This is a genomic window from Paenibacillus sp. FSL R10-2778 (assembly GCF_038593035.1).
GTDB classification, from domain to species: Bacteria; Bacillota; Bacilli; order Paenibacillales; family Paenibacillaceae; genus Paenibacillus_AQ; species Paenibacillus_AQ odorifer.
Map to the genome: position 1 here is coordinate 1,717,627 of NZ_CP151956.1, position 21,103 is coordinate 1,738,729.

Consider the following 21,103-nt stretch of genomic DNA (forward strand, 5'->3'; position numbering starts at 1 on the left):
ATGAGAAACTGGTGGAATCAGATGAAATTCTCCTGGCACCGTTCTTTAGGTCTATTGTGGCTTTTGATTATAGCCCACCAGTGGGTCTCTTATACAGAGCCTATCTGGTTAAGACAGACAACTACTGTTGTGTGGGCTGCATTAATAACGATCACTGTTATTGAAATCATAATTCCTGTTAAAGTTCAAATAAGGCTCTTTATTGAAGCGGCAGCTATTATTTATATCGTTTATCGGATACTTATCAATTATGGTATATACGTTGCTGATCCTTGGGCAACAACCCTCCCGGACAGACTGCAGGATATTGCAGTTCATATGGTGCCCTATATCTGGTTTGCTCTCGGAGCCTCAGCCCTGCTGCTGTTGTCGTCTTGGTGGGCATCCTCAAAAAGACGTATTTTATGGTTTATAGGAATGAACATAGTGGCCTTGGCTGCCTTGGATTCCTTTACATCTATTGTTTTGTGGCAGGAAGTAGCCTGGACGGTATTTGCGGGGATGGGCTGGCTGGTCAGCCAGCATCTGAGAAGTTTCCAGCTTCATTATCCGCGTGGTTGGGTGCATCTGTTGAAATATCCCACGAAAATAGTCATTAATATTGCCATCGTCTTCTCTTTGGTCATCCTAATTGGAGTGAATATGCCTGGGGTAAGGCCTACCCTAACCGATCCTTATACCGCTTGGCAAGAATGGAATGGGATTGGGAAGTCTTCTGGGAAGGGCACAGTTGGGACCACGAAATCTGAGATGGGTTCTGTCTCCCCTACTAACAATACTTCCTCAGGCTATAGTCTGAATGATGATCAACTAGGTGGCGGCTTTGCCTTCGATTATACACCGGTGATGACAGTGGTTTCTGATTTGCGTATTTATATGCGGGGAGAAACGCGCAGATTATATTCCGGAAGAGGTTGGGTCGATAGAGACCGGTTAAATCGGGGACCTCTAGAAGCGGTGGATGTAGGTGAAGCTTTAGAGAGCAGTGTGGGTTCTAAAGTAAATACACGAACACTGAAACAAACAGTAACCGTGCTTAATAATAATGAATTTCCCGTACTATTTGGCACTTATTCAGTATCTTCGGTGGATTCTTTAAATGGGGAAAAAGCTGGAGATGGACTCTCCTGGAGAAGCCGAGACAGCGAGCTGATCTGGGATGTGGATGGGAAGAAACTCGCTTATCCGTCTACTTTTGAGTTAACGTCTGAGGTTCCTGTAATTCCTGTTCAAGAATTGACAACAAAGACGTATGAGGAGCTATATAAAGGGAACGATTTGGAGAAAATGTTTCTTCAACTGCCTAACGATTTTCCTAAAAGAGTCAGGGAGCTGGCTGAGGAAATCACGGCTGAAGGAAAAACGCCGTATGAAAAAACAGCGCTTTTGCAACAATACTTACAACAAACCTTTCCATATACCAATAATCCAGATATATCACGTGTCACAAGCAACGATTTTGTAGAAGGGTTTTTGTTTGAGTTAAAGGAAGGTTACTGTGATTATTATTCTACGGCACTGGTTACTATGGCGCGCTCTCTGAACATCCCTGCACGATGGGTTAAGGGGTACGCACCTGGGGAACAGCCTGAAATCCCAATGAATCCGGCACAACAGCAATCAGGCACAGTGAATAATAACTATACAATTACCAATGCGGATTCCCACTCTTGGGCTGAGGTTTATTTTGGTGATTATGGTTGGATTCCAGTTGAAGCTACACCTGGATTTAATATTCCGCTTCTAACTCAGAGTGAGCAAACCCCTGAAGTCGAGCCAGAAGATCAAGAAGAGCAGGCAGAACCTACACCAGCGCCTGTGAATAACGCACAAGAAGATCAAGGGTTTCATGTAGGTCTATGGGTTGTTGTGGCAGCTGTAGTGGTGTTGCTGTCCTGGGCGATTTTTATAGTTTGGCATAGACGCTTTAAGCTTCGCTTCTTCATGCAGCAGCTGCGCAATGGCCGGCCTTTAACGCCAGATCAGAAAGTAGTGGTGGAAACTGAGCGTTGGGTAAGGTATTTGCATCGCAAGGGAATGCTAAAAGAAGAACACGAAACTTTACGTGAAGCCGTAGATCGCTGGAGTGGAGAACGGCCGGCAGTGGCTGATCATCTACACTCGCTACTAACAATGTTCGAAAAGGCGAAATATAGCCCTGAGGTTATTGAAGACAAAGACTGGCAGAGCGTGTATACTGAAGCTTTGTGGGTGCGGAGAAAAATGAGGTCCAAGAAATAACACTTTGCGTGAAAGTATAGCTACAGATTTATTTGCGATGCGCAAGGAGTATGTTATAGTTTTTTGTATGAAATCGAGGTGAACGTATTGTTTGAAATGTTAGTTCCCAAACTCCGGGTGAATACGGTATTCGATATTGCTCTGGACGAGCTGTATAGACAGGGATATCGCGGAATCATCACGGATCTGGATAACACACTGGTCGGTGCCAAAGCGCCTGTGGCTACTCCGGAGCTGTTGTTATGGTTCGAAAAGGTGAAGGAACTGGGCTTTAAGCTCATCATCGTATCTAACAATAACATGGAACGGGTGTCCCGCTTTGCAACACCGCTTAATATTGAATTTGTGCACCAGGCTCGTAAACCGAGTAATGCTCCTTTTCTCAAAGCGATGAAGCAGATGGAGCTGCCCCCTGAACAAACGATTGTGGTGGGAGACCAAATGCTTACTGATGTATACGGCGGCAATCGCCTTGGCCTGTATACTGTTTTGGTACTGCCAATCTCCGTCAAGGACGAGGGGTTCGGCACAAGGTTTAATCGCCGCGTAGAGCGGGTTGCTCTGACACGGCTTCGCAAAAAAGGATTGTGGCACGAGGAGGATAAATAGTAATGAACGAACAAAGCGAAACACAGCGTCCTGAGAAGTGCAGCGGTTGCGGCATCAAGCTTCAGACGGAGCATAAGGATCAACCAGGATACCTTCCGGAGGCTGCACTTGAACGGGACCCGGTGATTTGCCAACGCTGTTTCCGGATTAAAAATTATAATGAGGCTTCATCTGTTTCGGTGAATCAGGATGAATTTCTTCGCCTGCTGAGTGGAGTAGGAGAGAAGAATGCGCTTGTTATTCATATTGTCGATATCTTCGATTTCGAAGGCAGTCTGATTTCCGGCCTGCAGCGGTTTGTTGGCAATAACCCTGTTATTCTTGCAGTGAATAAATGTGACTTGCTGCCGAAAGTTACAAACTGGAACAAGTTGCGTAACTGGATGCAGCAGCGCTGTAAAGAGGAAGGCTTGCGGACGGCTGAAATCGTACTTTGCAGTGCGAAACGCAATCAAGGTTTTGACCGTTTGCTGGAAGCCGTAACGGAGTTGCGCGGTCAACGCGACGTATATGTAGTAGGTGCTACCAATGTGGGCAAATCCACGCTTATTAATCGTCTGATTTCGGACTATAGCGATTTAGAGCAGGAGTTAACGACTTCACGTTACCCTGGCACAACACTCGATACAGTCAAAATTCCATTGGATGACGGCCACTACATTATAGATACTCCAGGGATTGTGTATCCTTGGCGTTATAGTGAATTAGTTGAGCGTCAGGATCTGGATGCAGTTATGCCTGCCAATCCTTTGAAGCCAACAGTCTATCAGTTGAACGAAGGACAGACTCTTTTCTTCGGTGGATTGGGACGTTTTGATTTCGTACAAGGCCCGCATCAATCCTTCACTTGCTTTATTAGTGGTACTTTAAAAATCCATCGCACGAAGCTGGAACGCGCAGATTCCCTCTATCAGGATCATCGCGGTGAAATGCTGTCTCCACCGGGAAGTGACCGGATGGACAAGCTGCCACCTTGGCAGCGGCATGAGTTCCGGATTAACCGGGGCAGCAGAACCGATCTATACATTTCGGGTCTGGGCTGGATTAAGGTTAATGGGACTGAAGGTGCAGTTGTGGCCATTCATGTTCCGCGTGGTGTGAAGGTGCTTACCCGCCCTTCGATGATTTAACGAGGGAGGATAATCTATTGTCTACAACTGCAGTCGAAGGCTACAATAGCGGTAATATTCTACTCGGTGTAATGGGAGATCCTATTATACAATCCAAATCTCCAATTATGCATGAAGCAGCGCTGCAAGCGCTGGGAATTCCGGGTGCTTATGTACCGCTTCACATCCGCCCGGAGAAGCTGGGCGATGCGGTGCAAGCGATCCGTACGCTTGGTTTCCGTGGAGTGAATGTGACGATTCCGCATAAGGTTGCGGTGATGCAATATTTGGATGTATTAGATGAGAGTGCAGTAGCCGTTGGTGCAGTCAATACGATTGTTAATGATAACGGAGTGCTCACCGGATATAATACGGATGGGATCGGTTATGTGCGTTCGCTCAAAGCGGAAGCTATTTCTGATTTGTCTGGTGTGAAGATTATGGTTATCGGGGCCGGTGGAGCAGCAAGAGGAATTGTTGCCGCACTACTTCAGGAGAAGCCTTCTTCAATCATTATTGCTAATCGCAGTGTTGATAAGGCAGAGGACTTGGCGTCACAGTGCCGGAGCAAAGGGAATGTCATCGGGATTAGCATGAACGAAGTAGCAGAAATGCTAAGTGGTGTAGACGTGCTGATCAATACTACCTCCGTAGGTATGTATCCTCATATGGATGAGACACCGATAGATCCTGGACTGCTTCGTGAAGGAATGGTCGTAAGCGATCTGATTTATAATCCGCTGCGTACGCGGCTATTGTTGGAAGGACTCGAACGGGGCTGTACGATTCATGGAGGCCTTGGTATGTTTGTCTATCAGGGAGCTTATGCACTGGAGTATTGGACAGGGCAGCCTGCACCTACGGAAATCATGCGGCAGACCATTCTCGATTGCTTGGGTGGAAATGAGTAAGAAATGGAATCATCAAGTTAGGGTAATAATAGGTAATAATATATGTTAATTAAGGAGTTATTCATTTATGTTAACTGGTAAACAAACACGGTATCTTCGTTCATTGGCGCACCATCTCGATCCTATTTTTCAAGTGGGCAAAGGTGGAGTAAATGATCACCTCGTACGCCATATTGAAGAAGCTATTGAGAAGCGCGAGCTTATGAAGATTAGTATACTGAGCAATAATATTGAGAATCCCAAGGAAATTGGCGCTGCTCTGGCTGAACAATCGGGTTCTGAGCTTGTGCAAGTGATCGGTAAGACTGTCGTTCTATACAAAGAATCACGTGATAACAAAACCATTGAGCTGCCGCGTTAATAGCTGTAAGTATACCTTACCGAGGAGGTCGTCCTCTTGAAAGTTGGAATTATGGGAGGTACCTTTGATCCTCTTCATATCGGTCATATGATGGCAGCGGAAGCCGCAAGAGATACTTATGGGCTGCAAGAGGTATGGTTTATGCCTTCACATATCCCTCCTCATAAACATGAGGCGGGTGTATCTGGAGAAGACCGACTAGCCATGGTGCAGGAAGCGGTGAAGAATCACGAAGCTTTTTGCACATTAGATTGGGAAGTGGTCAGAGGTGGCGTCTCCTATACCTATGAGACCATAAGACGTCTGCAAGAGGAGTATCCGCATTTCGATCTATATTTCATCATTGGAGCGGATATGGTCCAGTATTTGCCGAAATGGAACGAGATTGAAGAACTGGTGCAACGGCTTACATTTATTGGTGTGGGTCGTCCGGGAACACCTCTTGATCTAGATGCATTGCCAGACTTTATAGCAAAGAAGGTATTGCTTGCAGATATGCCACTGGTGGATATTTCGTCAACGATGTTAAGAGAACGGGCGGCAGCAGGTAAATCTATTCGTTATATGGTTCCAGAGGCAGTGTTCGATTATGTTCAAAGGAGTGGATTGTATGGCATACAGCCGCGAAGCGCTGATTGAAGCGGTCTCCGCACAGATGCCTGATAAGCGCTGGAAGCATACACTCGGCGTGATGGAGACATCTATTCAACTGGCGAAGCAATATGGTGCTGACCCTGAGCGTGCAGAGACAGCAGCAATTCTGCATGATGTGGCCAAGTATTGGCCGGTTGAGCGTATGAAGGAGATCATTGAACAAAATCAATTGAATTTGGATCTTCTGGTGTATGACAAGCAGATGTGGCATTCGGAAGTAGGCGCCTTTGTAGCTGAGAAAGACTATGGGATTACGGATCCTGATATTATCAATGCGATTCGTTTCCATACCTCAGGCCGTGAAGACATGAGTTTACTTGAAAAGATCGTCTGCCTAGCTGACTACATCGAGCCTGGGCGTGATTTTCCCGGGGTTGATAAGATACGCGAGAAGGCACAAGTAAGTTTGGAAGAAGGATTAGTCGCTGGGTTTGATTCTACGATTAGTTTGTTACTGGAGAAACGCCGGGTGATTTTCCCCTTAACGGTACTGGCGCGTAATGATTTAGTTAGAATATTGGAGGATAAAATATGAGTGTACAACCAAGCAAGCTGTTAGAACTGGCCCTTAAGGCTGTTGAAGATAAAAAAGCAATGAACGTCGTGGCACTAGATCTACGTAATGTTTCACCAATCAGTGATTACTTTATCGTATGTCACGGTAACTCGGATATTCAGGTACAGGCGATCGCTACCGAAGTCCGTAAAGTGGTTCATGAAGCAGGCGGAGTGATCAAAGGGATTGAAGGCATGGATTCAGCACGCTGGGTGCTGATGGATCTTGGCGATGTTATCGTTCATATATTCCACCGCGATGAGCGTGAATATTACAATATCGAGCGTCTGTGGTCCGATGCCAAGGTTGTGGAGACTGTATGAGCCTGATTGCAGGAACTACGGTTACACTTCATGTAGAGCGGGAAGTTTCGCCATACGGATTTTTTCTGAATGCTGGAGACCAAGATGTTATGCTGCATTATACGGAGCTGACAGAGAAGGTAAAAGCCGGCGATAAAGTTGAAGTTTTCATTTTCTTTGATACCGAGGACCGTCTTGCGGCAACGATGAAAAAACCATTTCTGACGCTGGGCGAGATGGCGTTATTGGAAGTGGCTGATATTCATCCGCGTCTGGGCTGCTTTTTGGAGATGGGTCTTGGACGTCAGTTGCTGCTGCCTATCCGTGAGCTTCCAGAGCTTCCAGAGCTGCGTCCGCAGGTTGGGGACTATGTGTTTGCGATCATGGAGCATGATAAACAGGGGCGTCTGCGTGCCAAGCTGGCCGGAGAACAGGAGCTTGCTCCTCTAGCTCTGCCTGCACCTGAATCTTGGATGGGACAGACTGTAACCGCCCGAGTGTATAAGCCGCTGCAAATGGGTACTTTTGTACTTGTGGATGCGGGTGTGCTAGGCTTTGGGATTATCGGTATGGTCCATTCCTCGGAGCGGAGCCGTCTGCTGCGTCTTGGTGAGCAGTTTGAAGCACGTGTCTCTCATATCCGTGAAGATGGACGTGTTAACCTTTCTATGGGTCTTCGTAAAGAAGTGGGGATGGATGTAGATTCTGCCGCACTTTTGGAGTTCTTAAATGCTCGTCCAGGTGGAGCGATGCCTTATTCGGATGCTACGCCGCCAGATATTATCAAACAACGGTTCGGAATCAGTAAATCCGCCTTCAAGCGTGCACTTGGGAAGCTGATGAAGGAAGGCCATATTACTCAAAAAGAGAACTGGACGTATCTTGTTGCTAAGGATAATGAAGAAGGAACAACCGAAGGGCAAGAAGAAACGACGGATTAAGCTTACGATTCAATAGACGGAATTTATAAAATGTTGTTATAGAAAGCGGTGTAATTGTGTCTTCCTATGGGAAATTTGCTTATGTATACGATGAGCTTATGGCAGATATGCCGTATCCAGATTGGATATCCTTTGCTGAAGCCGCATGGAGTAAATACGGCAAACCGTTAACTGTAGCCGAGCTTGGCTGCGGAACAGGAAGTATTACAATTCCTTTGGCGGGTTCAGGATATCATATGACCGGAATCGATTTATCTTCTGACATGCTCTCAGTGGCACAGCGCAAAATGGAGGAGCATCCCCAGGGACGGCGCTTTTTGCGCGAAGGCAGTGTTCGTTGGGTTAGACAAAACATGAAGGAATGGGAGCTTCCGGAGCTGGTGGATTCTGTGATTTCCTTTTGTGATTGTCTGAATTATGTGTTGGAAGAGGATGACATCAGCGCTGTTTTTGCCAGTACCTATGCAGGGTTAAAGCAAGGCGGAACCTTCCTGTTCGATGTGCATCATCCAAACACACTAATTCGTTATGAAGAAGAACAGCCCTTTATTCTGGACGAGCCATCTGTTTCTTATATTTGGACTTGTGAGATGGATGTTCCACGCCGCGAAATTGAACATCATCTGTCCATTTTTGCCCGTGAAGACGGACATAGCGATCGCTATCGCCGATTCGAAGAGACCCATATTCAGCGCGCCTACGATCCTAACTGGATGAAGGAAGAACTGCTTAAGGCTGGGTTTAGTGATGTGAAGATCTACGCCGATTTCGAGTGGGTAGAGGCAGAAGATGATGCTGAACGATTATTTTATGTAGCTATAAAATAATTATTCAAAATGCTAAGAGGGGCTGTCCCATAAGCTATGAAAATAGCTGCTGGGACAGCCCCTTTTTTTGACTTTAGCTTATTGCTGGGGGAAGCGAGTGGAATGCTGCTGTTGGAAGCACATAAGTTGACGCTGCCGGAAACAAGTAGGTTGCCGCTATTGAATGCTCATGCATTACGGCTGGCGTAAGCGTGTGGGTTCTCGCTGTGAAATGCTCATATATTGCCGCTTTGCGGAAGCGTGTGGGTTCCCGCTATCGAATACTCATGCATTACCGCTGTCGTAAACGTGTGGATTCCCGCTATCGAATGCTCATGCATCACCGCCGGCGTAAACGTGTGGATTCCCGCTCTCGAATGCTCATGCATTACCGCTGCCGCATGCGTGTGGGTTTTCACTACCCATCACGCATGCATGCACAAGTACCATCAGATATACGTATTAGTAGTAGCTATTGGACCCAGCGGACCTTATACGCAGCATTTTCCAATATTTTGGGTGCTATCGGACTCCATTGCAGCTATTGGCTTGAAAAACGTCCAATATTGGTCTTTTTCCAATGGATAGCGTCACTGGAGTCCGAAAACATGCTCCAAGAGCTAAAAATATGCAAATAACGTCATCTGGGTCCGTAAGCCACGTAAGCCACGTAAGCCGCGTAAGCCAGTAAGCCACGTAAGCCGCGTAAGTCACGTAAGCCGCGTAAGCCACGTAAGCCACGTAAGCCACGTAAGCCACGTAAGCCAGTAAGCCACGTAAGCCACGTGAGATACGTGAGATGATGGAGACAAGGTTGGAGCAACCAGCCAGTGACCCAATCATAAACAGCGCTTCTCCGATATCAGGAGAAGCGCTGTTTTTTTATGACATCATCTGTTGGAGCAGCTTGTAATTGCGCCAACATAAGAAATACAAAATAAACCGGGCAGTGTTCATACCACCCGGCATCTTCCAATCCTTACCGATGCTCAAACAGATCAATGGCACCCAATACGACATGAGCCAGACCAAATCCAAGTACGCCTGTTGCTGCCATCTTATACTTGCTTCCAAGAAAAGCGGCGCTAGAAGCGGTTACGACGGTTCCAAGAACAGCGGGAATTAGACCTTCACGCATTCGAAACACTCCTTCTCGGTGGTTTGGGAGACAAAGTTATTATGGTTCAATATCGAAAAAATATACGAAGCACAAAAAGACCCTAAATCAGCGTTAGCTGAATCTAGGGTCTTTTTATTCAAGTGGGGTTGTTACTCTGCTATTATAACAGCGTTACGAGGGAGGCCCTCTCCAACTTCATGTACATCATACAACACACGTGCCAGTAGGTCCTGGCTATAATTGCCGAAATGTTTTCCGTAAATCGTGAGTCCGCGTTTGTTTGTAGGTTTGTCGGTTACTGCGATACGGAAAGTGAGTTCACTTTTGTAATCCAATTGGATATCATCAAGGGTCACGTCAGAAATCCGACAGCCATCAATAAAGCTGCCTTCATTATTGATACGGATCAGCTTCAGCATACCGTATTGGTTTAGGTGCGGAGGCCACCAATCGGGGTTAAATGTTCCCCGGGTATCTCCGAAATCGCCAGGGCTAGTCCAGAATCCGATTTCAATTCCATTTAAATAGAAATAAAGGTCGGACGGATAGTTATCGTTAGACCCAGGAGCTTCAGAGCCGATCTCCATCGAGAACTGAATTTCGCGGAACGTTTGGTTGGCTTTAAGGTAGTTCGGAATTCTATATTCGAGGAACCCTTCAGCCATCCAAATAATTTCGGATTCAATTCGCTGCGGATCTGCAAAATAACGCGGCTCGTCGAAATCCCCGATGATGCTGTCTTTGGTAGCCAGTCCACAAGTTGGAACAGCCTGATAGTTGCTGTAATGACCTACTTGAATTTCTACTTCGTAAAGATTATCAACATCCTTGCTGCGAAGGTCAACAATAAGCTTGTCCTTATTTAAATAGCAGACCTTTTGAATACCGTGCTTACCCACTGATGTGTTTATCTCAATGAGACCGCTTTCTTCTAACTTTTTAATATGCATGGTGATGGCGCCGTTGCTGAGGTTCAGTTTCTTGGCAATTTCATTCAGGTTCAAGGCTTGATTGGTGGCAAGGAGCTCTAAAATGAGAATTCTGATTTCTGAGCTTAGTGCCTTAAAAATTTCTAATCCACTCATTAAATCTTTAATATAAATCATTTTATCAATACCTTCTTCCGATTACGTCATAAATTATACTATTTTATAAAATTATAAACTAATAAGGCATATAAATAAAGTATACTTCCTTATTTTGTAGAATGTACGAATATAAGAGGGATTTTTGGCATGATTTTTATTTGATTTAGTAAAATTTAAACATATAAAGAATTAATCTAAAGAAAAAGGCTGTTATTTCGCCATAATTCATTTATTTCGAGTTTAATTTCATATAAATATAAAAAGGTTTATAGAAATATATTTACAAGGCTTTTTATATATGTTATTTTATATTGTAAGCGAATACATATTTTTTCATTTTAAATTTAATATTTATTGCTGTTCAATCTGTTGCTATTTCTGAGGTGATAATTTAATGGTAAAAAAAACATCAGATCTTGTCTTTCCAAGTTCCCCGGGGAACATGCCAATGTATGATCTATCAGTGATTGATATCGAGTCTTTATGGACGATTCACAACACACATGATCCAGGCATTATTAAAACAGATGAGGTTTACTATGTTTTTTCTACCGACATAAGAGTCGGAGGAGAATTACGTCCAGGCGTAATGGTTCGGAAATCACAGGATCTTATCCATTGGGAATGGGTTCATTATGCGCTGCCGGGAATTCCCCAAGTTGCGAAGGAATGGGCAGGGGCTACTAATTTATGGGCACCCGATGTATTGAAATACGGTGAACAGTATCGAATGTATTACTCGGCCTCATCTTTCGGAAGTAGACAATCACTAATCGGACTTCAAACTTCAGCTTCTATTGAGGGACCTTGGACCGATGAAGGTGTAGTGATTCAGACGCGTGCTGAAGATTCACTGAATGCGATTGATGCCAATGTGCTTACGGATGCAGATGGGCGAATGTGGATGGTGTATGGTTCTTTTTTTGGTGGAATTCATATCATTGAGCTGAATGCGGAAACAGGCAAACCGAAGCAAGAAGGTTTTGGTACGCTGATCGCTAAACGGGATAATACCATTAAAGATGGAGCAGTTGAAGGACCGTACATAGTGTATAACGAGCAATTCAAAAAATACTATTTGTTCGTCTCCTATGACTCCCTGTTTGAGGATTATAACGTTCGTGTCGCTCGTGCAGATACTATTACCGGCCCATATGTGGATTATAACGGACGAGATATGACTGATAGTGCGCATCAACCCCGATATGAGGTCGGCAATAAAATACTGGGTGGCTATCGCTTTGGACAAGATCCAGGTTGGATTGCTCCCGGCCATAACTCAGTTCTTCATGAGGATGGCAGCTATTATATAGTTCATCATGCACGTGGTGAAATCGATAAACATTGGTCCTATTTACAGGTTCGTCGAATTCTGTGGACAGAGGATGGTTGGCCTGTTGTATCTCCAGAACGGTATGCGGGTGAAGTGGAACAGGATATTCCAGAACAGCTAATCGCAGGACAGTGGGAATGGATTGTAATGGACCCCTCAGCGGATGGCCAGATTCAGTCTGCCGTCATAAGTCTATCCTCTGACTTTAAGCTGGAAGGTGCGAATGGAAAGGGAAGCTGGTCTTTTGATGGATGCAGAGTCCTGACCTTGGTCTGGAATGATGTTGTCGAGGGTAGAGGCCGGATAGAGAAGGTGCAATTGCTTCCGTCATGGGATTGGGAGAAAGAAACTCAGACCCTTGTATTTACTGGATTAAATGAAAATGGAATTTCCATCTGGGGTAAGCAAAAGAATGGAGAAGAGAATAGATGACTACGATCAAGCTACATGCAGGTAAAGGAATTAATAAGATCAGCAAATATCTATATGGTCATTTTGCCGAGCATTTGGGCAGATGTATCTATGACGGGATCTATGTGGGGGAAGATTCACCGATTCCGAACACCAAGGGCTTCCGCAATGACATCCTAGCAGCACTCAAAAAAGTTAATATTCCTGTCCTTCGTTGGCCGGGGGGCTGTTTTGCCGATGAGTATCATTGGAAGGATGGCGTCGGTCCAAAAGAAACCCGTAAGCGGATGGTGAATACGCACTGGGGCGGTGTCGTCGAGAATAATCATTTTGGGACGCATGAGTTTTTTGAATTATGTGAGTTGCTGGATTGTGAACCGTATATCTGCGGGAATGTTGGCAGTGGCACTGTTCAGGAGATGTCGGAGTGGGTTGAATATATGACCTTTGAAGGCGAATCACCGATGGCGGACTGGCGTCGTGAAAATGGGCGTGAAGAGCCGTGGAAGTTGAAGTATTTTGGTGTAGGTAATGAGAACTGGGGCTGCGGCGGCAATATGCGTCCAGAATATTATGCAGATTTGTACAGACGTTACCAGACATATGTGCGCAATTATGGTGAAAATCAGATCTATAGAATCGCTGGTGGCGCCAACGTTGATGATTATAATTGGACGGAAGTGTTAATGCGCGAAGCTGGACGGTTTATGGATGGTCTCAGTCTTCATTCATATACGATTCCTGGAAGCTGGGAAGAGAAACGTTACGCTTTAGCTTTTGATGAAGCCGAATGGTTTGAGACTATGCAAAAAACCTTGCATATGGATGAACTGATAACCAAACATTCAGCGGTAATGGATAAATATGATCCGGATAAGCGGGTTGGAATGATTATAGATGAGTGGGGAACTTGGTTCTTAAGTGAACCTGGTACGAATCCAGGGTTCCTGTATCAGCAGAATACACTCAGAGATGCATTGGTAGCAGGGGTAACGCTGAATATTTTCCAAAAGCATAGCAGTCGTGTGCAAATGGCGAATTTGGCTCAAGTGGTCAATGTACTGCAAGCCCTTATCCTGACGGAGGGCGACAAGATGATTCTAACGCCTACCTATCATGTATTTGAAATGTACAAAGAGCATCAGGATAATGAACTGCTTGAAGTTACTATTGAGAGCCCTGATTATACGTTTGGGGAGCTTACAATTCCACAGATTAGCGTTTCTGCATCTCGTGATACGAATGGCAAAGTATATGTTTCACTCTGTAACCTGAGCCATAAGGACAGCGCATCGCTAAGTATTGGTATTGAAGAGGTTAGCTTTAGCAAAGTGACAGGTCAGATTTTAACGCATTCCGTGCTGGGAGCGCACAATACGTTTGAGGCACCGGATACAGTTACTCCAGTAGCTTTTGAGGGTGCGTCTTTATTAGGTGAAAAGCTGAGCTGTGAGCTTCCACCTGCTTCCGTGGTAGTCTTGACTCTGGAATAACATCATGTCAGAGAACCAAGAAAAAAACCGTCGCTGCAAAAGCTGTGATGAGAACATGAGAATAAGCCCAGAAAAACTGGAGCGTTTAATAGAAATAGCCACTAGAGAAAGACCTTTAGCACCGGAGGAGCAATATTTGCAGCGTATTGAACATTGCCGAGATTGCTCTGGCCTGCAATTTGGTAGCACTTGCCGTTATTGTGGCTGTCTTGTAGAGGTAAGAACAAGATTGCAGGACTCTACTTGCCCTTATCCCTTGGCACCTCGCTGGGAGTGAATACTAAGTTTTTGAAAAGGACGTGAAAATCATCAAACAAAATTTGTTAGCTGCTACGCCCCCGATGGGCTGGAATAGTTGGGATTGTTACGGGGCCAGTGTAAATGAAGAAGAAGTAAGAGGCAATGCAGAATATATGGCTACCCATTTGAAGGACTTTGGTTGGGAATATGTAGTTGTGGATATTCAGTGGTATGAGCCTGGAGCGAATTCTTCGCAGTATCGCAACTTTGTACCGCTGGTTATGGATGAGTACTCCAGACTTCAACCTGCTGAGAACCGGTTTCCTTCCGCAGCGGGAGGCAAAGGGTTTGCGCCACTCGCTGAATATGTACATGGATTGGGTTTGAAATTCGGCATACACATTATGCGCGGAATCCCGCGTCAGGCTGCTCATGCGGCCAGTGCCATTCTAGGCTCTGAGCAAACCGCACGCGATGTGGCTCACCCAAATTCTATTTGTCCATGGAATACGGACATGTATGGAGTAGATGCTTCAAAAGAAGGCAGTCAGGCGTATTATGACTCGCTGTTCCAGTTGTATGCCAGTTGGGGTGTGGATTATGTGAAAGTGGATGATATTGCCGCTTCACGCATTTATGGATATCACAAAGAAGAAGTTGCTATGATCCGTAAGGCTATTGACCGCAGCGGTCGCGAGATGGTGCTCAGTCTTTCGCCTGGACCTGCTCCAGTGGAAGAGGCTGAACACTTAGCCGGACACGCTAACCTTTGGAGAATGACCGATGATTACTGGGATCATTGGCATTTGCTGCGCGGGATGTTTGAGCGCTGTGAGAAATGGGCTCCTTATGTGCAGCCGGGCCATTGGCCGGATTGTGACATGCTGCCGTTAGGTCATCTGGGCATTCGTTCTGTAGATGGCGGGGGAGACCGGTTCACGCGGTTTACTCATGACGAGCAGGTCACCATGATGACACTATGGAGTATTTTCCGCTCCCCGTTAATGTTTGGAGGAGAACTTCGGGACAATGATGATTGGACATTATCTTTATTGACCAATAAGGAAGTGCTTCATCTGCATCGTTATGGTAAAGGCGGCAGACAGGTGGCGCTAAATGAGGAGCATGCGATCTGGACATCTGAGGATGAACAAGGTAACCATTATGTAGCTTTGTTTAATCTTAGCGATGAAGCTTTAACGCTTCAGGTGTCGTTCGAGCAGCTTAAGGTTTCAATTCCTAGTACTATACGTGATCTATGGCAAAGCCGCGATTTGGAAGTGGTTAACGAAGGTATTTCTCAAACTCTTCCACAGCATGGTTCTGTATTGTTAAGTTTAAATAGAGGAGAGAGATTATGAATACGAGTGTAGAATATAAAAATCCATTGGTGGAGCAACGTGCTGATCCATGGGTATATAAACATACAGATGGTTATTACTACTTTATTGCTTCTGTCCCAGAATACGACCGGATCGAAGTACGGAGAGCAACAACAATCGAGGGATTGGCTGCTGCAGAACCGGTTGTAGCTTGGCGTAAATATGAGACGGGTCCGCTTAGTGCAAACATTTGGGCACCAGAGCTCCATTATATTGACGGGAAATGGTACATTTATTTCGCGGCGGCGCGTACTACGGAGACGAAGGATGGATTATTCGATCACCGTATGTTTGCTCTTGAGAATGAATCTGCCAATCCTTTAGAAGGAACATGGGTAGAAAAAGGCCAGGTAAAAACCGCTTGGGAATCCTTTGCATTGGATGCAACCACCTTTCAACACAAAGGAAAATTGTATTATGTATGGGCACAGAAGGATCTGAATATTGAGGGGAATTCTAACCTGTATATTTCGGAAATGAGTAATCCATGGACGCTAACCGGTCCTCAGACCATGATTGCTACTCCTGAATATGACTGGGAGATTATTGGGTACAAGGTAAACGAAGGAGCTGCAGTGCTTAAACGTAACGGCCGTATCTTTATCAGCTTCTCGGCTAGCGCTACGGACTTCAATTACTGCATGGGACTTTTAGTTGCAGATGAGGACAGCGACCTGCTGGATGCCACTTCATGGACCAAACTGCCGGAACCGGTATTCCAGACCAATGAAGAGAATGGACAATATGGACCGGGTCATAACAGCTTTACTGTAAATGAAAATGGGGAAGATGTACTCATCTACCACTGCCGCAATTATAAAGAAATTACCGGCGATCCGCTGTACGATCCGAACCGTCATACTCGTGCTCAAGTCTTCCATTGGAATGAAGATGGTACGCCGAATTTTGGGGTTCCCGTTAAGGATGCAGCTAAACAATAATTCGTTAAGCAAATAAAAAAAGAGGGTTACTTATAAGCCATTTACATGGCTGCTGAGTAACCCTCTTTCTTATGTTGCACCTTAAGGTATATATTGTTGAACGATAGAAGTAATTACGCCGTCCTGAATGGTGATGTGATACGGGAACTGGCTCAAGTCGATGACATCCGTTTTATTAAATTGATCCATAAATTGCTGTAAGGTGATGGATTCATTCCAGTTGATATCCAAGTCATCCATATTGCCAGTGTGATCAAAAATTTGCATCGTCACTGTGGCGTTATCCGCAATCGGATAAGTTGTCAGAGTATCAACATCATTTACAATATAATAACTGTCTGGAGCTCCGCCTATTTCTGCTGCAGCTTCTGGATCTCTTTCAGCAAAGATTCGATCAGCATCAGCACCCTGATACCAGTTTATTTCATCGGTCGTACCGGAGAGCTTGCCATGGTCGGATTCAATAGTATGAAAGTAAACTGTTTGATGCTGGGTCTTGTCACTATCTTGCGCATCTACCCGTGTTCCAATGGTACTTGCAGAAGTAATGAGGGAAAGAAACAACAGAACAACAACCGGTAACACATACGCTGACTTTTTCTTAAACATTATTAATCTCCCCCTTGAGATATGTAAGACGTTGTATAGAACTTATTACCCGCTCTGTTTTTTCTTAAACGGGTTTATATTACTCTTTACGTGAGAAGAGCAGTTTTTGTTGCATTTTTTTAAAAGTTTTTTTAAAAAGCAATGAGAAGTCATGAGTTTCCTAAAATGAATAGTAAAAGCTTGTCTCCTCGGGCATATTAAAATATCAAAACATGCAGATTAGGGGGAGCAGCGAATGGGCGGAATACTACGGATTTATAGGAACGATTGGCGTAATTTATTCAGAGTTCCTGTGGCCGTATTGCTGGTTGCCGCTTTGGTGGTATTGCCCTCCGTGTATGATTGGGTGAACGTTGCGTCAGTATGGGATCCTTATAGCAATACTTCTGGCATTAAAATTGCTGTTACCAGCTTAGATGAAGGTACTAAGGTGCAGGAGAAGAATTTTAATATCGGCAATGAGGTCATGGAAAGTCTTCGGAGCAATAAAAACTTGGGCTGGACCTTTGTAGATGCAGAGACTGCACATAATGGTGTCAAACGCGGAGACTACTATGCCAGTATTGTTATCCCTGCTAATTTCTCCAAACGAATGACTGGAATTCTTGAAGGAACGATTGTGAAACCAGAGATCGAATATACCGTCAATGAGAAAATAAATGCGATTGCTCCTAAAATCACGGATAAGGGCGCCACTTCAATCACCACACAGATCAGTGAGAATTTCACGGAAACGATTAGTGAGACGGTATTTACTGTTTTAAGTCAAATCGATAAGGAATTTCAATCTGAATTGCCCATTATACGCAAGGTAGAAAAAGGATTGTTTAAATTAGAGGCGAGCCTGCCAGAAATTGAAACCGCAGGTAAACGAGTATTAAAAATTCAGGAAAATTGGCCGCAGATTCATGCCTCAGCAGAGCGTATTTCCACATTGGAGAATAAGCTGCCAGAGGTGGAAAAAGCGGGTGAGGCTTTAGAGAAAATTGCTGAGCATTGGCCGCAAATCGCGAGTACCTTAGATCATTTAGGGGGGCTACAGGACAAGCTGCCCAAGATTGAAGAAGCGGCACAGCTAATCGTTCAACTTGATAACCATTATGGTGAAGTTGAACAGATCATGGCTCAGGCCTCGCAAGGTCTTACGGAAGCGCATAAAATCGTTAATGCTGCCTTAACAGCACTGCCTGAGGCAGAAAAGATTGCTACAGCCGGAAATGATTTTGTTCTGGAGCTTCAGCAATTTTTGGAGAAGAGCAGTGCTGCATTTGAAGCTGTTCCAGTAGCTGTCAAACAAAATCTTAATCTCCTACAGCAAACGGAGAGCTCAGTGGTCAAGCTTGCTGAACAGTTAAAGGGAGAAGATAACGAGCCGCAAGCTGTACGTGAGCAGTTGGAGTTACTCTCAGCACAGTTGGCTGCAGGAAGCAGCGTAATTGAACACACACTTTCTTTGTTAAATGCATTGAACACATTTTCCCCTGAAACAGTGTCTATTGCTGAGCTTGCGGCATTGAAAGGTGTAGACAGTGTTTTGAACAGTCAGAAGTCCTTGGTAAATGCTATGACGGCTGACCTTCAGAATAAGGATAACGCTGATTCCAGTGCAATTAACCAATTGTTCCTAAAGTCTGGTCTTGGGAAGCTGGCGATTGCGAAGCTTATCTCAGGATATGATTCGTCGACTATCCCTGCCATAAAAAATAAACTGGAGCAAATAACTTCGGCGGCAGATGTCACAGCTACCGCATTGCAGCAGGTGCCAGATCGTTTACCCGCGCTGGGTACCCTGCTGGAAGAGACAATGTCGGCGATTGAGTTCGGGCAGACAAGCTTAGCTAGTCTGCAGCAGGATTTGCCAGCTATACGCGAAGCGGTCCACACAGCAGCCAGTGGGGTTGTCGATCAGACCCAGGGCTTTGGTGCTTTCATCCGAGATACACTTCCGCTATTGGAGAGCAGCTTACCTACTGCAGGGGAAAAGATACAGCAAGCTGCGAATTTCGTGCGTCAGGATCTGCCTACTGTAGAAGAGCGGGTTCATCAGGTCTCGGAGCTGATTCGTACAGGACTCCCCCGTGCAGACAAAGGAGTGGCGCTTGCCGCAGATTTGGTGAGAAATGATCTTCCAGTACTGGAAGACTCGATTCGAAAAGCCGCCTCCACGATCCGCCAAATTAAAGAAGAGATTGATCTGGGGGAAATTGCGCAACTGCTCGGAGGAGATATTAAGAGCAAAAGTGATTTTTTGGCCAATCCGGTAGTGTTAAAAGAGAATAAGTTATATCCCATTCCGAATTACGGCTCAGCAATGACTCCTTTTTATGTCGTACTTTCCTTATGGGTCGGAGGCACACTGCTTGTCTCTCTTCTCCGCACAGGTGTGGATACGGGGGGGCTAACGTACAAAAGATATCAATTGTATTTTGGCCGCCTGCTGACCTTCCTTACGGTGGGGATTCTTCAGGGGCTGGTGGCTGTCCTGGGCAACATTTTTATTTTGCACTGTTATGTGGTGAATAAGGTGTGGTTTGTACTTTTTGGAGTGTTAATCAGCATCGTGTTCGTAACCATTGTATTTACGCTTGTCGCTGTATTTGGCAACCTGGGAAAAGGAATAGCAATCGTGTTCATGGTGCTTCAATTCTCTAGCTCCGGCGGTACATTTCCGATTAGTACGACTGGGCGTTTTTTTCAAATATTAAATCCGTATATGCCGTTTACCTATGCAATTAGTCTGATGCGGGAGGCGGTAGGGGGAATTCTGCCGGAAGTGGCGATTCGTGATGTGATTTATTTGATTATCTTCGGTGTGCTGGCACTCTTGCTGGCATTACTCCTCAAGAAACCACTGGAGCCTTTTATCCATAAGGCTTCTGAACAAGCCGAAGAGTCTAAATTGATTTCTTAAAGAAAAAGAGGATGTGCCTAAGCCATGGTGATGGCTTTTGGCACAACCTCTTTTGTGTACTATATGGCAAGTGCGCAATAGGTTATCTTGCAGGAGCAAAATCAGCTACCGGCTTAAGAATCTCCTCGATTTGCTGCAAAGTATCTGCGGAGAGTACCGTATCTACAGCTTTGGCATTTTCTGCAACTTGCTCTGGTTTACTGGCACCAATTAATGCTGAACTTACACCAGGCTGGCGTAGAATCCATGCCAATGCCAATTGCGAAAGCTTCAGGTCTAAACTGTGAGCGAGTTCATCCAGCTGTCCAACCACAGACAACACATCATCACGGAGGTAGCTGGAGATCACACCATTAACTGAATTATCCGCTGCACGGGTTCCTGCTGGAGGTTGTTGCCCCGGTTTATATTTGCCAGTCAGAATTCCTTGCGCTAGTGGAGAGAAGACCACTTGGCCCAGCCCCTCACGCTGGGATACTTCAAGGACCTCGTCTTCAATATAACGTTCGAACATATTATAGATAGGTTGATTCGAGATCAGTGGACGCAGATTCAGTCTGCGGCTGATACCAGCAGCATTGGAGATTTGGGCTGCGCTCCATTCGCTAACAGCGGAGTAGAGAATCTTACCTTGAGCCGTCAGATCATCCAGCGCGCGTAGAGTCTCCTCTACAGGGGTCTCTGTATCAAAGCGATGACAAAAATATACATCAATATAATCGGTGCCTAAGCGGCGGAGGCTGGCTTCACATTGCTCCATAATATGCTTGCGGGACAAACCACGGTTATTAACATCGTCTCCCATGGGGAAAAAGACCTTTGTACTTAGCACATAAGATGATCTTTCATAGGAGCGTAGAGCAGCACCCATCGCTTTTTCGCCTTCACCACGGTTATATGCATTAGCCGTATCAAAGAAATTGATACCGCATTCAAAAGCTTTGCTGATACAAGCATCGGCTGCCTTTTGCTCTGCTGCTGTTCCATATGTAAGCCAACTGCCTAGTCCGATCTCACTGATTTTGAGCCCTGAATTGCCTAGTCTTCTATATTTCATTTTTCTCTTTCCTCCTTGTATTCTATAT

At 45.2% G+C, this 21,103-nt stretch carries 22 protein-coding genes; 17 read left to right on the top strand and 5 right to left on the bottom strand.

Translation table 11 applies throughout. The annotated features are described in order from the left end of the window. The 11 genes from NST40_RS07475 (at position 1) to NST40_RS07525 (ending at position 8,700) form a co-directional block, all read left to right on the top strand. On the top strand, positions 1-2,241 hold the full coding sequence (locus NST40_RS07475; RefSeq protein ID WP_342410559.1) for a transglutaminase domain-containing protein: 2,241 nt from the start codon (positions 1-3) through the stop codon (positions 2,239-2,241). An 87-nt stretch (positions 2,242-2,328) separates the two neighbouring features. Next, a complete protein-coding gene (locus NST40_RS07480) occupies positions 2,329-2,850 on the top strand; it encodes a YqeG family HAD IIIA-type phosphatase (protein WP_036675921.1) in 522 nt (173 codons plus the stop codon). Positions 2,851-2,852: 2 nt separating this feature from the next. Further along, complete coding sequence (gene yqeH, locus NST40_RS07485; protein ID WP_076277850.1) at positions 2,853-3,980, top strand: ribosome biogenesis GTPase YqeH; 1,128 nt, start codon at positions 2,853-2,855, stop codon at positions 3,978-3,980. A 17-nt stretch (positions 3,981-3,997) separates the two neighbouring features. Next, entirely contained in the window at positions 3,998-4,870 is an 873-nt protein-coding gene (gene aroE / locus NST40_RS07490) for a shikimate dehydrogenase (RefSeq protein ID WP_076277849.1), read from the top strand. 67 nt (positions 4,871-4,937) lie between these two features. Further along, positions 4,938-5,231 (top strand): ribosome assembly RNA-binding protein YhbY, encoded by a 294-nt coding sequence (gene yhbY / locus NST40_RS07495; protein WP_036675703.1) that lies wholly within the window; start codon positions 4,938-4,940, stop codon positions 5,229-5,231. Between the two features lie 36 nt (positions 5,232-5,267). Beyond that, positions 5,268-5,870, top strand: coding sequence for a nicotinate-nucleotide adenylyltransferase (locus NST40_RS07500; RefSeq protein ID WP_076138319.1), 603 nt, complete (start codon positions 5,268-5,270; stop codon positions 5,868-5,870). Next, positions 5,842-6,420, top strand: coding sequence for a bis(5'-nucleosyl)-tetraphosphatase (symmetrical) YqeK (yqeK, locus tag NST40_RS07505; RefSeq protein WP_076125176.1), 579 nt, complete (start codon positions 5,842-5,844; stop codon positions 6,418-6,420). The genes NST40_RS07500 and yqeK overlap by 29 nt, the downstream gene beginning before the upstream one ends. Next, entirely contained in the window at positions 6,417-6,764 is a 348-nt protein-coding gene (gene rsfS, locus NST40_RS07510; RefSeq protein ID WP_036675699.1) for a ribosome silencing factor, read from the top strand. The genes yqeK and rsfS overlap by 4 nt, the downstream gene beginning before the upstream one ends. After that, positions 6,761-7,684, top strand: a complete 924-nt coding sequence (locus NST40_RS07515; RefSeq protein ID WP_036675697.1) for a S1-like domain-containing RNA-binding protein — start codon at positions 6,761-6,763, stop codon at positions 7,682-7,684. The genes rsfS and NST40_RS07515 overlap by 4 nt, the downstream gene beginning before the upstream one ends. A 56-nt stretch (positions 7,685-7,740) precedes the next feature. Next, positions 7,741-8,511 carry a class I SAM-dependent methyltransferase gene (locus NST40_RS07520; RefSeq protein ID WP_076220669.1) on the top strand — a complete coding sequence of 257 codons (771 nt, stop codon included), beginning with the start codon at positions 7,741-7,743 and terminating at the stop codon, positions 8,509-8,511. Between the two features lie 36 nt (positions 8,512-8,547). Continuing rightward, the gene (locus NST40_RS07525) at positions 8,548-8,700 is read left to right on the top strand and encodes a hypothetical protein (RefSeq protein ID WP_179087606.1); all 153 of its coding nucleotides are present in this window, start codon (positions 8,548-8,550) and stop codon (positions 8,698-8,700) included. A 312-nt stretch (positions 8,701-9,012) separates the two neighbouring features. Here NST40_RS07525 and NST40_RS07530 read toward each other — a convergent pair whose 3' ends face one another. The 3 genes from NST40_RS07530 to NST40_RS07540 all read right to left on the bottom strand — a co-directional run bounded on the left by NST40_RS07530 (position 9,013) and on the right by NST40_RS07540 (position 10,716). Then, entirely contained in the window at positions 9,013-9,333 is a 321-nt protein-coding gene (locus NST40_RS07530; protein ID WP_342410560.1) for a hypothetical protein, read from the bottom strand. A gap of 136 nt (positions 9,334-9,469) precedes the next feature. Further along, a complete protein-coding gene (locus tag NST40_RS07535; RefSeq protein WP_036675694.1) occupies positions 9,470-9,628 on the bottom strand; it encodes a hypothetical protein in 159 nt (52 codons plus the stop codon). A gap of 131 nt (positions 9,629-9,759) precedes the next feature. Further along, on the bottom strand, positions 9,760-10,716 hold the full coding sequence (locus tag NST40_RS07540; RefSeq protein WP_036675692.1) for a winged helix-turn-helix transcriptional regulator: 957 nt from the start codon (positions 10,714-10,716) through the stop codon (positions 9,760-9,762). Positions 10,717-11,146: 430 nt separating this feature from the next. Here NST40_RS07540 and NST40_RS07545 point away from each other — a divergent pair, with 430 nt between their 5' ends. The 5 genes from NST40_RS07545 to NST40_RS07565 are packed head-to-tail and all read left to right on the top strand — an operon-like array spanning position 11,147 to position 16,498. After that, positions 11,147-12,463: an arabinan endo-1,5-alpha-L-arabinosidase gene (locus tag NST40_RS07545; RefSeq protein WP_342410561.1), complete on the top strand. Its 1,317-nt coding sequence runs from the start codon at positions 11,147-11,149 to the stop codon at positions 12,461-12,463. Beyond that, positions 12,460-13,935 (top strand): alpha-N-arabinofuranosidase, encoded by a 1,476-nt coding sequence (locus tag NST40_RS07550; RefSeq protein ID WP_342410562.1) that lies wholly within the window; start codon positions 12,460-12,462, stop codon positions 13,933-13,935. Before NST40_RS07545 ends, NST40_RS07550 begins: the two co-directional genes overlap by 4 nt. Before the next feature lie 4 nt (positions 13,936-13,939). After that, a complete protein-coding gene (locus tag NST40_RS07555) occupies positions 13,940-14,212 on the top strand; it encodes a DUF6171 family protein (protein WP_076125168.1) in 273 nt (90 codons plus the stop codon). A gap of 31 nt (positions 14,213-14,243) precedes the next feature. Beyond that, the gene (locus NST40_RS07560) at positions 14,244-15,536 is read left to right on the top strand and encodes a glycoside hydrolase family 27 protein (RefSeq protein WP_342410889.1); all 1,293 of its coding nucleotides are present in this window, start codon (positions 14,244-14,246) and stop codon (positions 15,534-15,536) included. Further along, positions 15,533-16,498: a family 43 glycosylhydrolase gene (locus NST40_RS07565; RefSeq protein ID WP_076125166.1), complete on the top strand. Its 966-nt coding sequence runs from the start codon at positions 15,533-15,535 to the stop codon at positions 16,496-16,498. The genes NST40_RS07560 and NST40_RS07565 overlap by 4 nt, the downstream gene beginning before the upstream one ends. Before the next feature lie 81 nt (positions 16,499-16,579). Here NST40_RS07565 and NST40_RS07570 read toward each other — a convergent pair whose 3' ends face one another. Then, a complete protein-coding gene (locus NST40_RS07570; RefSeq protein WP_076220854.1) occupies positions 16,580-17,107 on the bottom strand; it encodes a hypothetical protein in 528 nt (175 codons plus the stop codon). Between the two features lie 235 nt (positions 17,108-17,342). Between NST40_RS07570 and NST40_RS07575 the strand changes: the two genes are divergently transcribed. Further along, the gene (locus NST40_RS07575) at positions 17,343-20,018 is read left to right on the top strand and encodes a YhgE/Pip domain-containing protein (protein WP_342410563.1); all 2,676 of its coding nucleotides are present in this window, start codon (positions 17,343-17,345) and stop codon (positions 20,016-20,018) included. An 82-nt stretch (positions 20,019-20,100) separates the two neighbouring features. On the opposite strand, the gene NST40_RS07580 is transcribed toward NST40_RS07575, so the two are convergent. Then, a complete protein-coding gene (locus tag NST40_RS07580; protein WP_076280513.1) occupies positions 20,101-21,075 on the bottom strand; it encodes an aldo/keto reductase family protein in 975 nt (324 codons plus the stop codon). Positions 21,076-21,103: the final 28 nt, after the last annotated feature.

Bases quoted from the DNA above. Each gene is read 5' to 3' on its own strand.
- yqeH (WP_076277850.1), top strand. From the start codon at position 2,853: ATGAACGAACAAAGCGAAACACAGCGTCCTGAGAAGTGCAGCGGTTGC.
- NST40_RS07575 (WP_342410563.1), top strand. From the start codon at position 17,343: ATGGGCGGAATACTACGGATTTATAGGAACGATTGGCGTAATTTATTC.
- NST40_RS07475 (WP_342410559.1), top strand. From the start codon at position 1: ATGAGAAACTGGTGGAATCAGATGAAATTCTCCTGGCACCGTTCTTTA.
- NST40_RS07555 (WP_076125168.1), top strand. From the start codon at position 13,940: ATGTCAGAGAACCAAGAAAAAAACCGTCGCTGCAAAAGCTGTGATGAG.
- NST40_RS07580 (WP_076280513.1), bottom strand. From the start codon at position 21,075: ATGAAATATAGAAGACTAGGCAATTCAGGGCTCAAAATCAGTGAGATC.
- rsfS (WP_036675699.1), top strand. From the start codon at position 6,417: ATGAGTGTACAACCAAGCAAGCTGTTAGAACTGGCCCTTAAGGCTGTT.
- NST40_RS07515 (WP_036675697.1), top strand. From the start codon at position 6,761: ATGAGCCTGATTGCAGGAACTACGGTTACACTTCATGTAGAGCGGGAA.
- NST40_RS07565 (WP_076125166.1), top strand. From the start codon at position 15,533: ATGAATACGAGTGTAGAATATAAAAATCCATTGGTGGAGCAACGTGCT.
- NST40_RS07570 (WP_076220854.1), bottom strand. From the start codon at position 17,107: ATGTTTAAGAAAAAGTCAGCGTATGTGTTACCGGTTGTTGTTCTGTTG.
- NST40_RS07545 (WP_342410561.1), top strand. From the start codon at position 11,147: ATGTATGATCTATCAGTGATTGATATCGAGTCTTTATGGACGATTCAC.
- NST40_RS07535 (WP_036675694.1), bottom strand. From the start codon at position 9,628: ATGCGTGAAGGTCTAATTCCCGCTGTTCTTGGAACCGTCGTAACCGCT.
- yqeK (WP_076125176.1), top strand. From the start codon at position 5,842: ATGGCATACAGCCGCGAAGCGCTGATTGAAGCGGTCTCCGCACAGATG.
- NST40_RS07550 (WP_342410562.1), top strand. From the start codon at position 12,460: ATGACTACGATCAAGCTACATGCAGGTAAAGGAATTAATAAGATCAGC.
- NST40_RS07540 (WP_036675692.1), bottom strand. From the start codon at position 10,716: ATGATTTATATTAAAGATTTAATGAGTGGATTAGAAATTTTTAAGGCA.
- NST40_RS07525 (WP_179087606.1), top strand. From the start codon at position 8,548: ATGAAAATAGCTGCTGGGACAGCCCCTTTTTTTGACTTTAGCTTATTG.
- NST40_RS07530 (WP_342410560.1), bottom strand. From the start codon at position 9,333: ATGATTGGGTCACTGGCTGGTTGCTCCAACCTTGTCTCCATCATCTCA.
- yhbY (WP_036675703.1), top strand. From the start codon at position 4,938: ATGTTAACTGGTAAACAAACACGGTATCTTCGTTCATTGGCGCACCAT.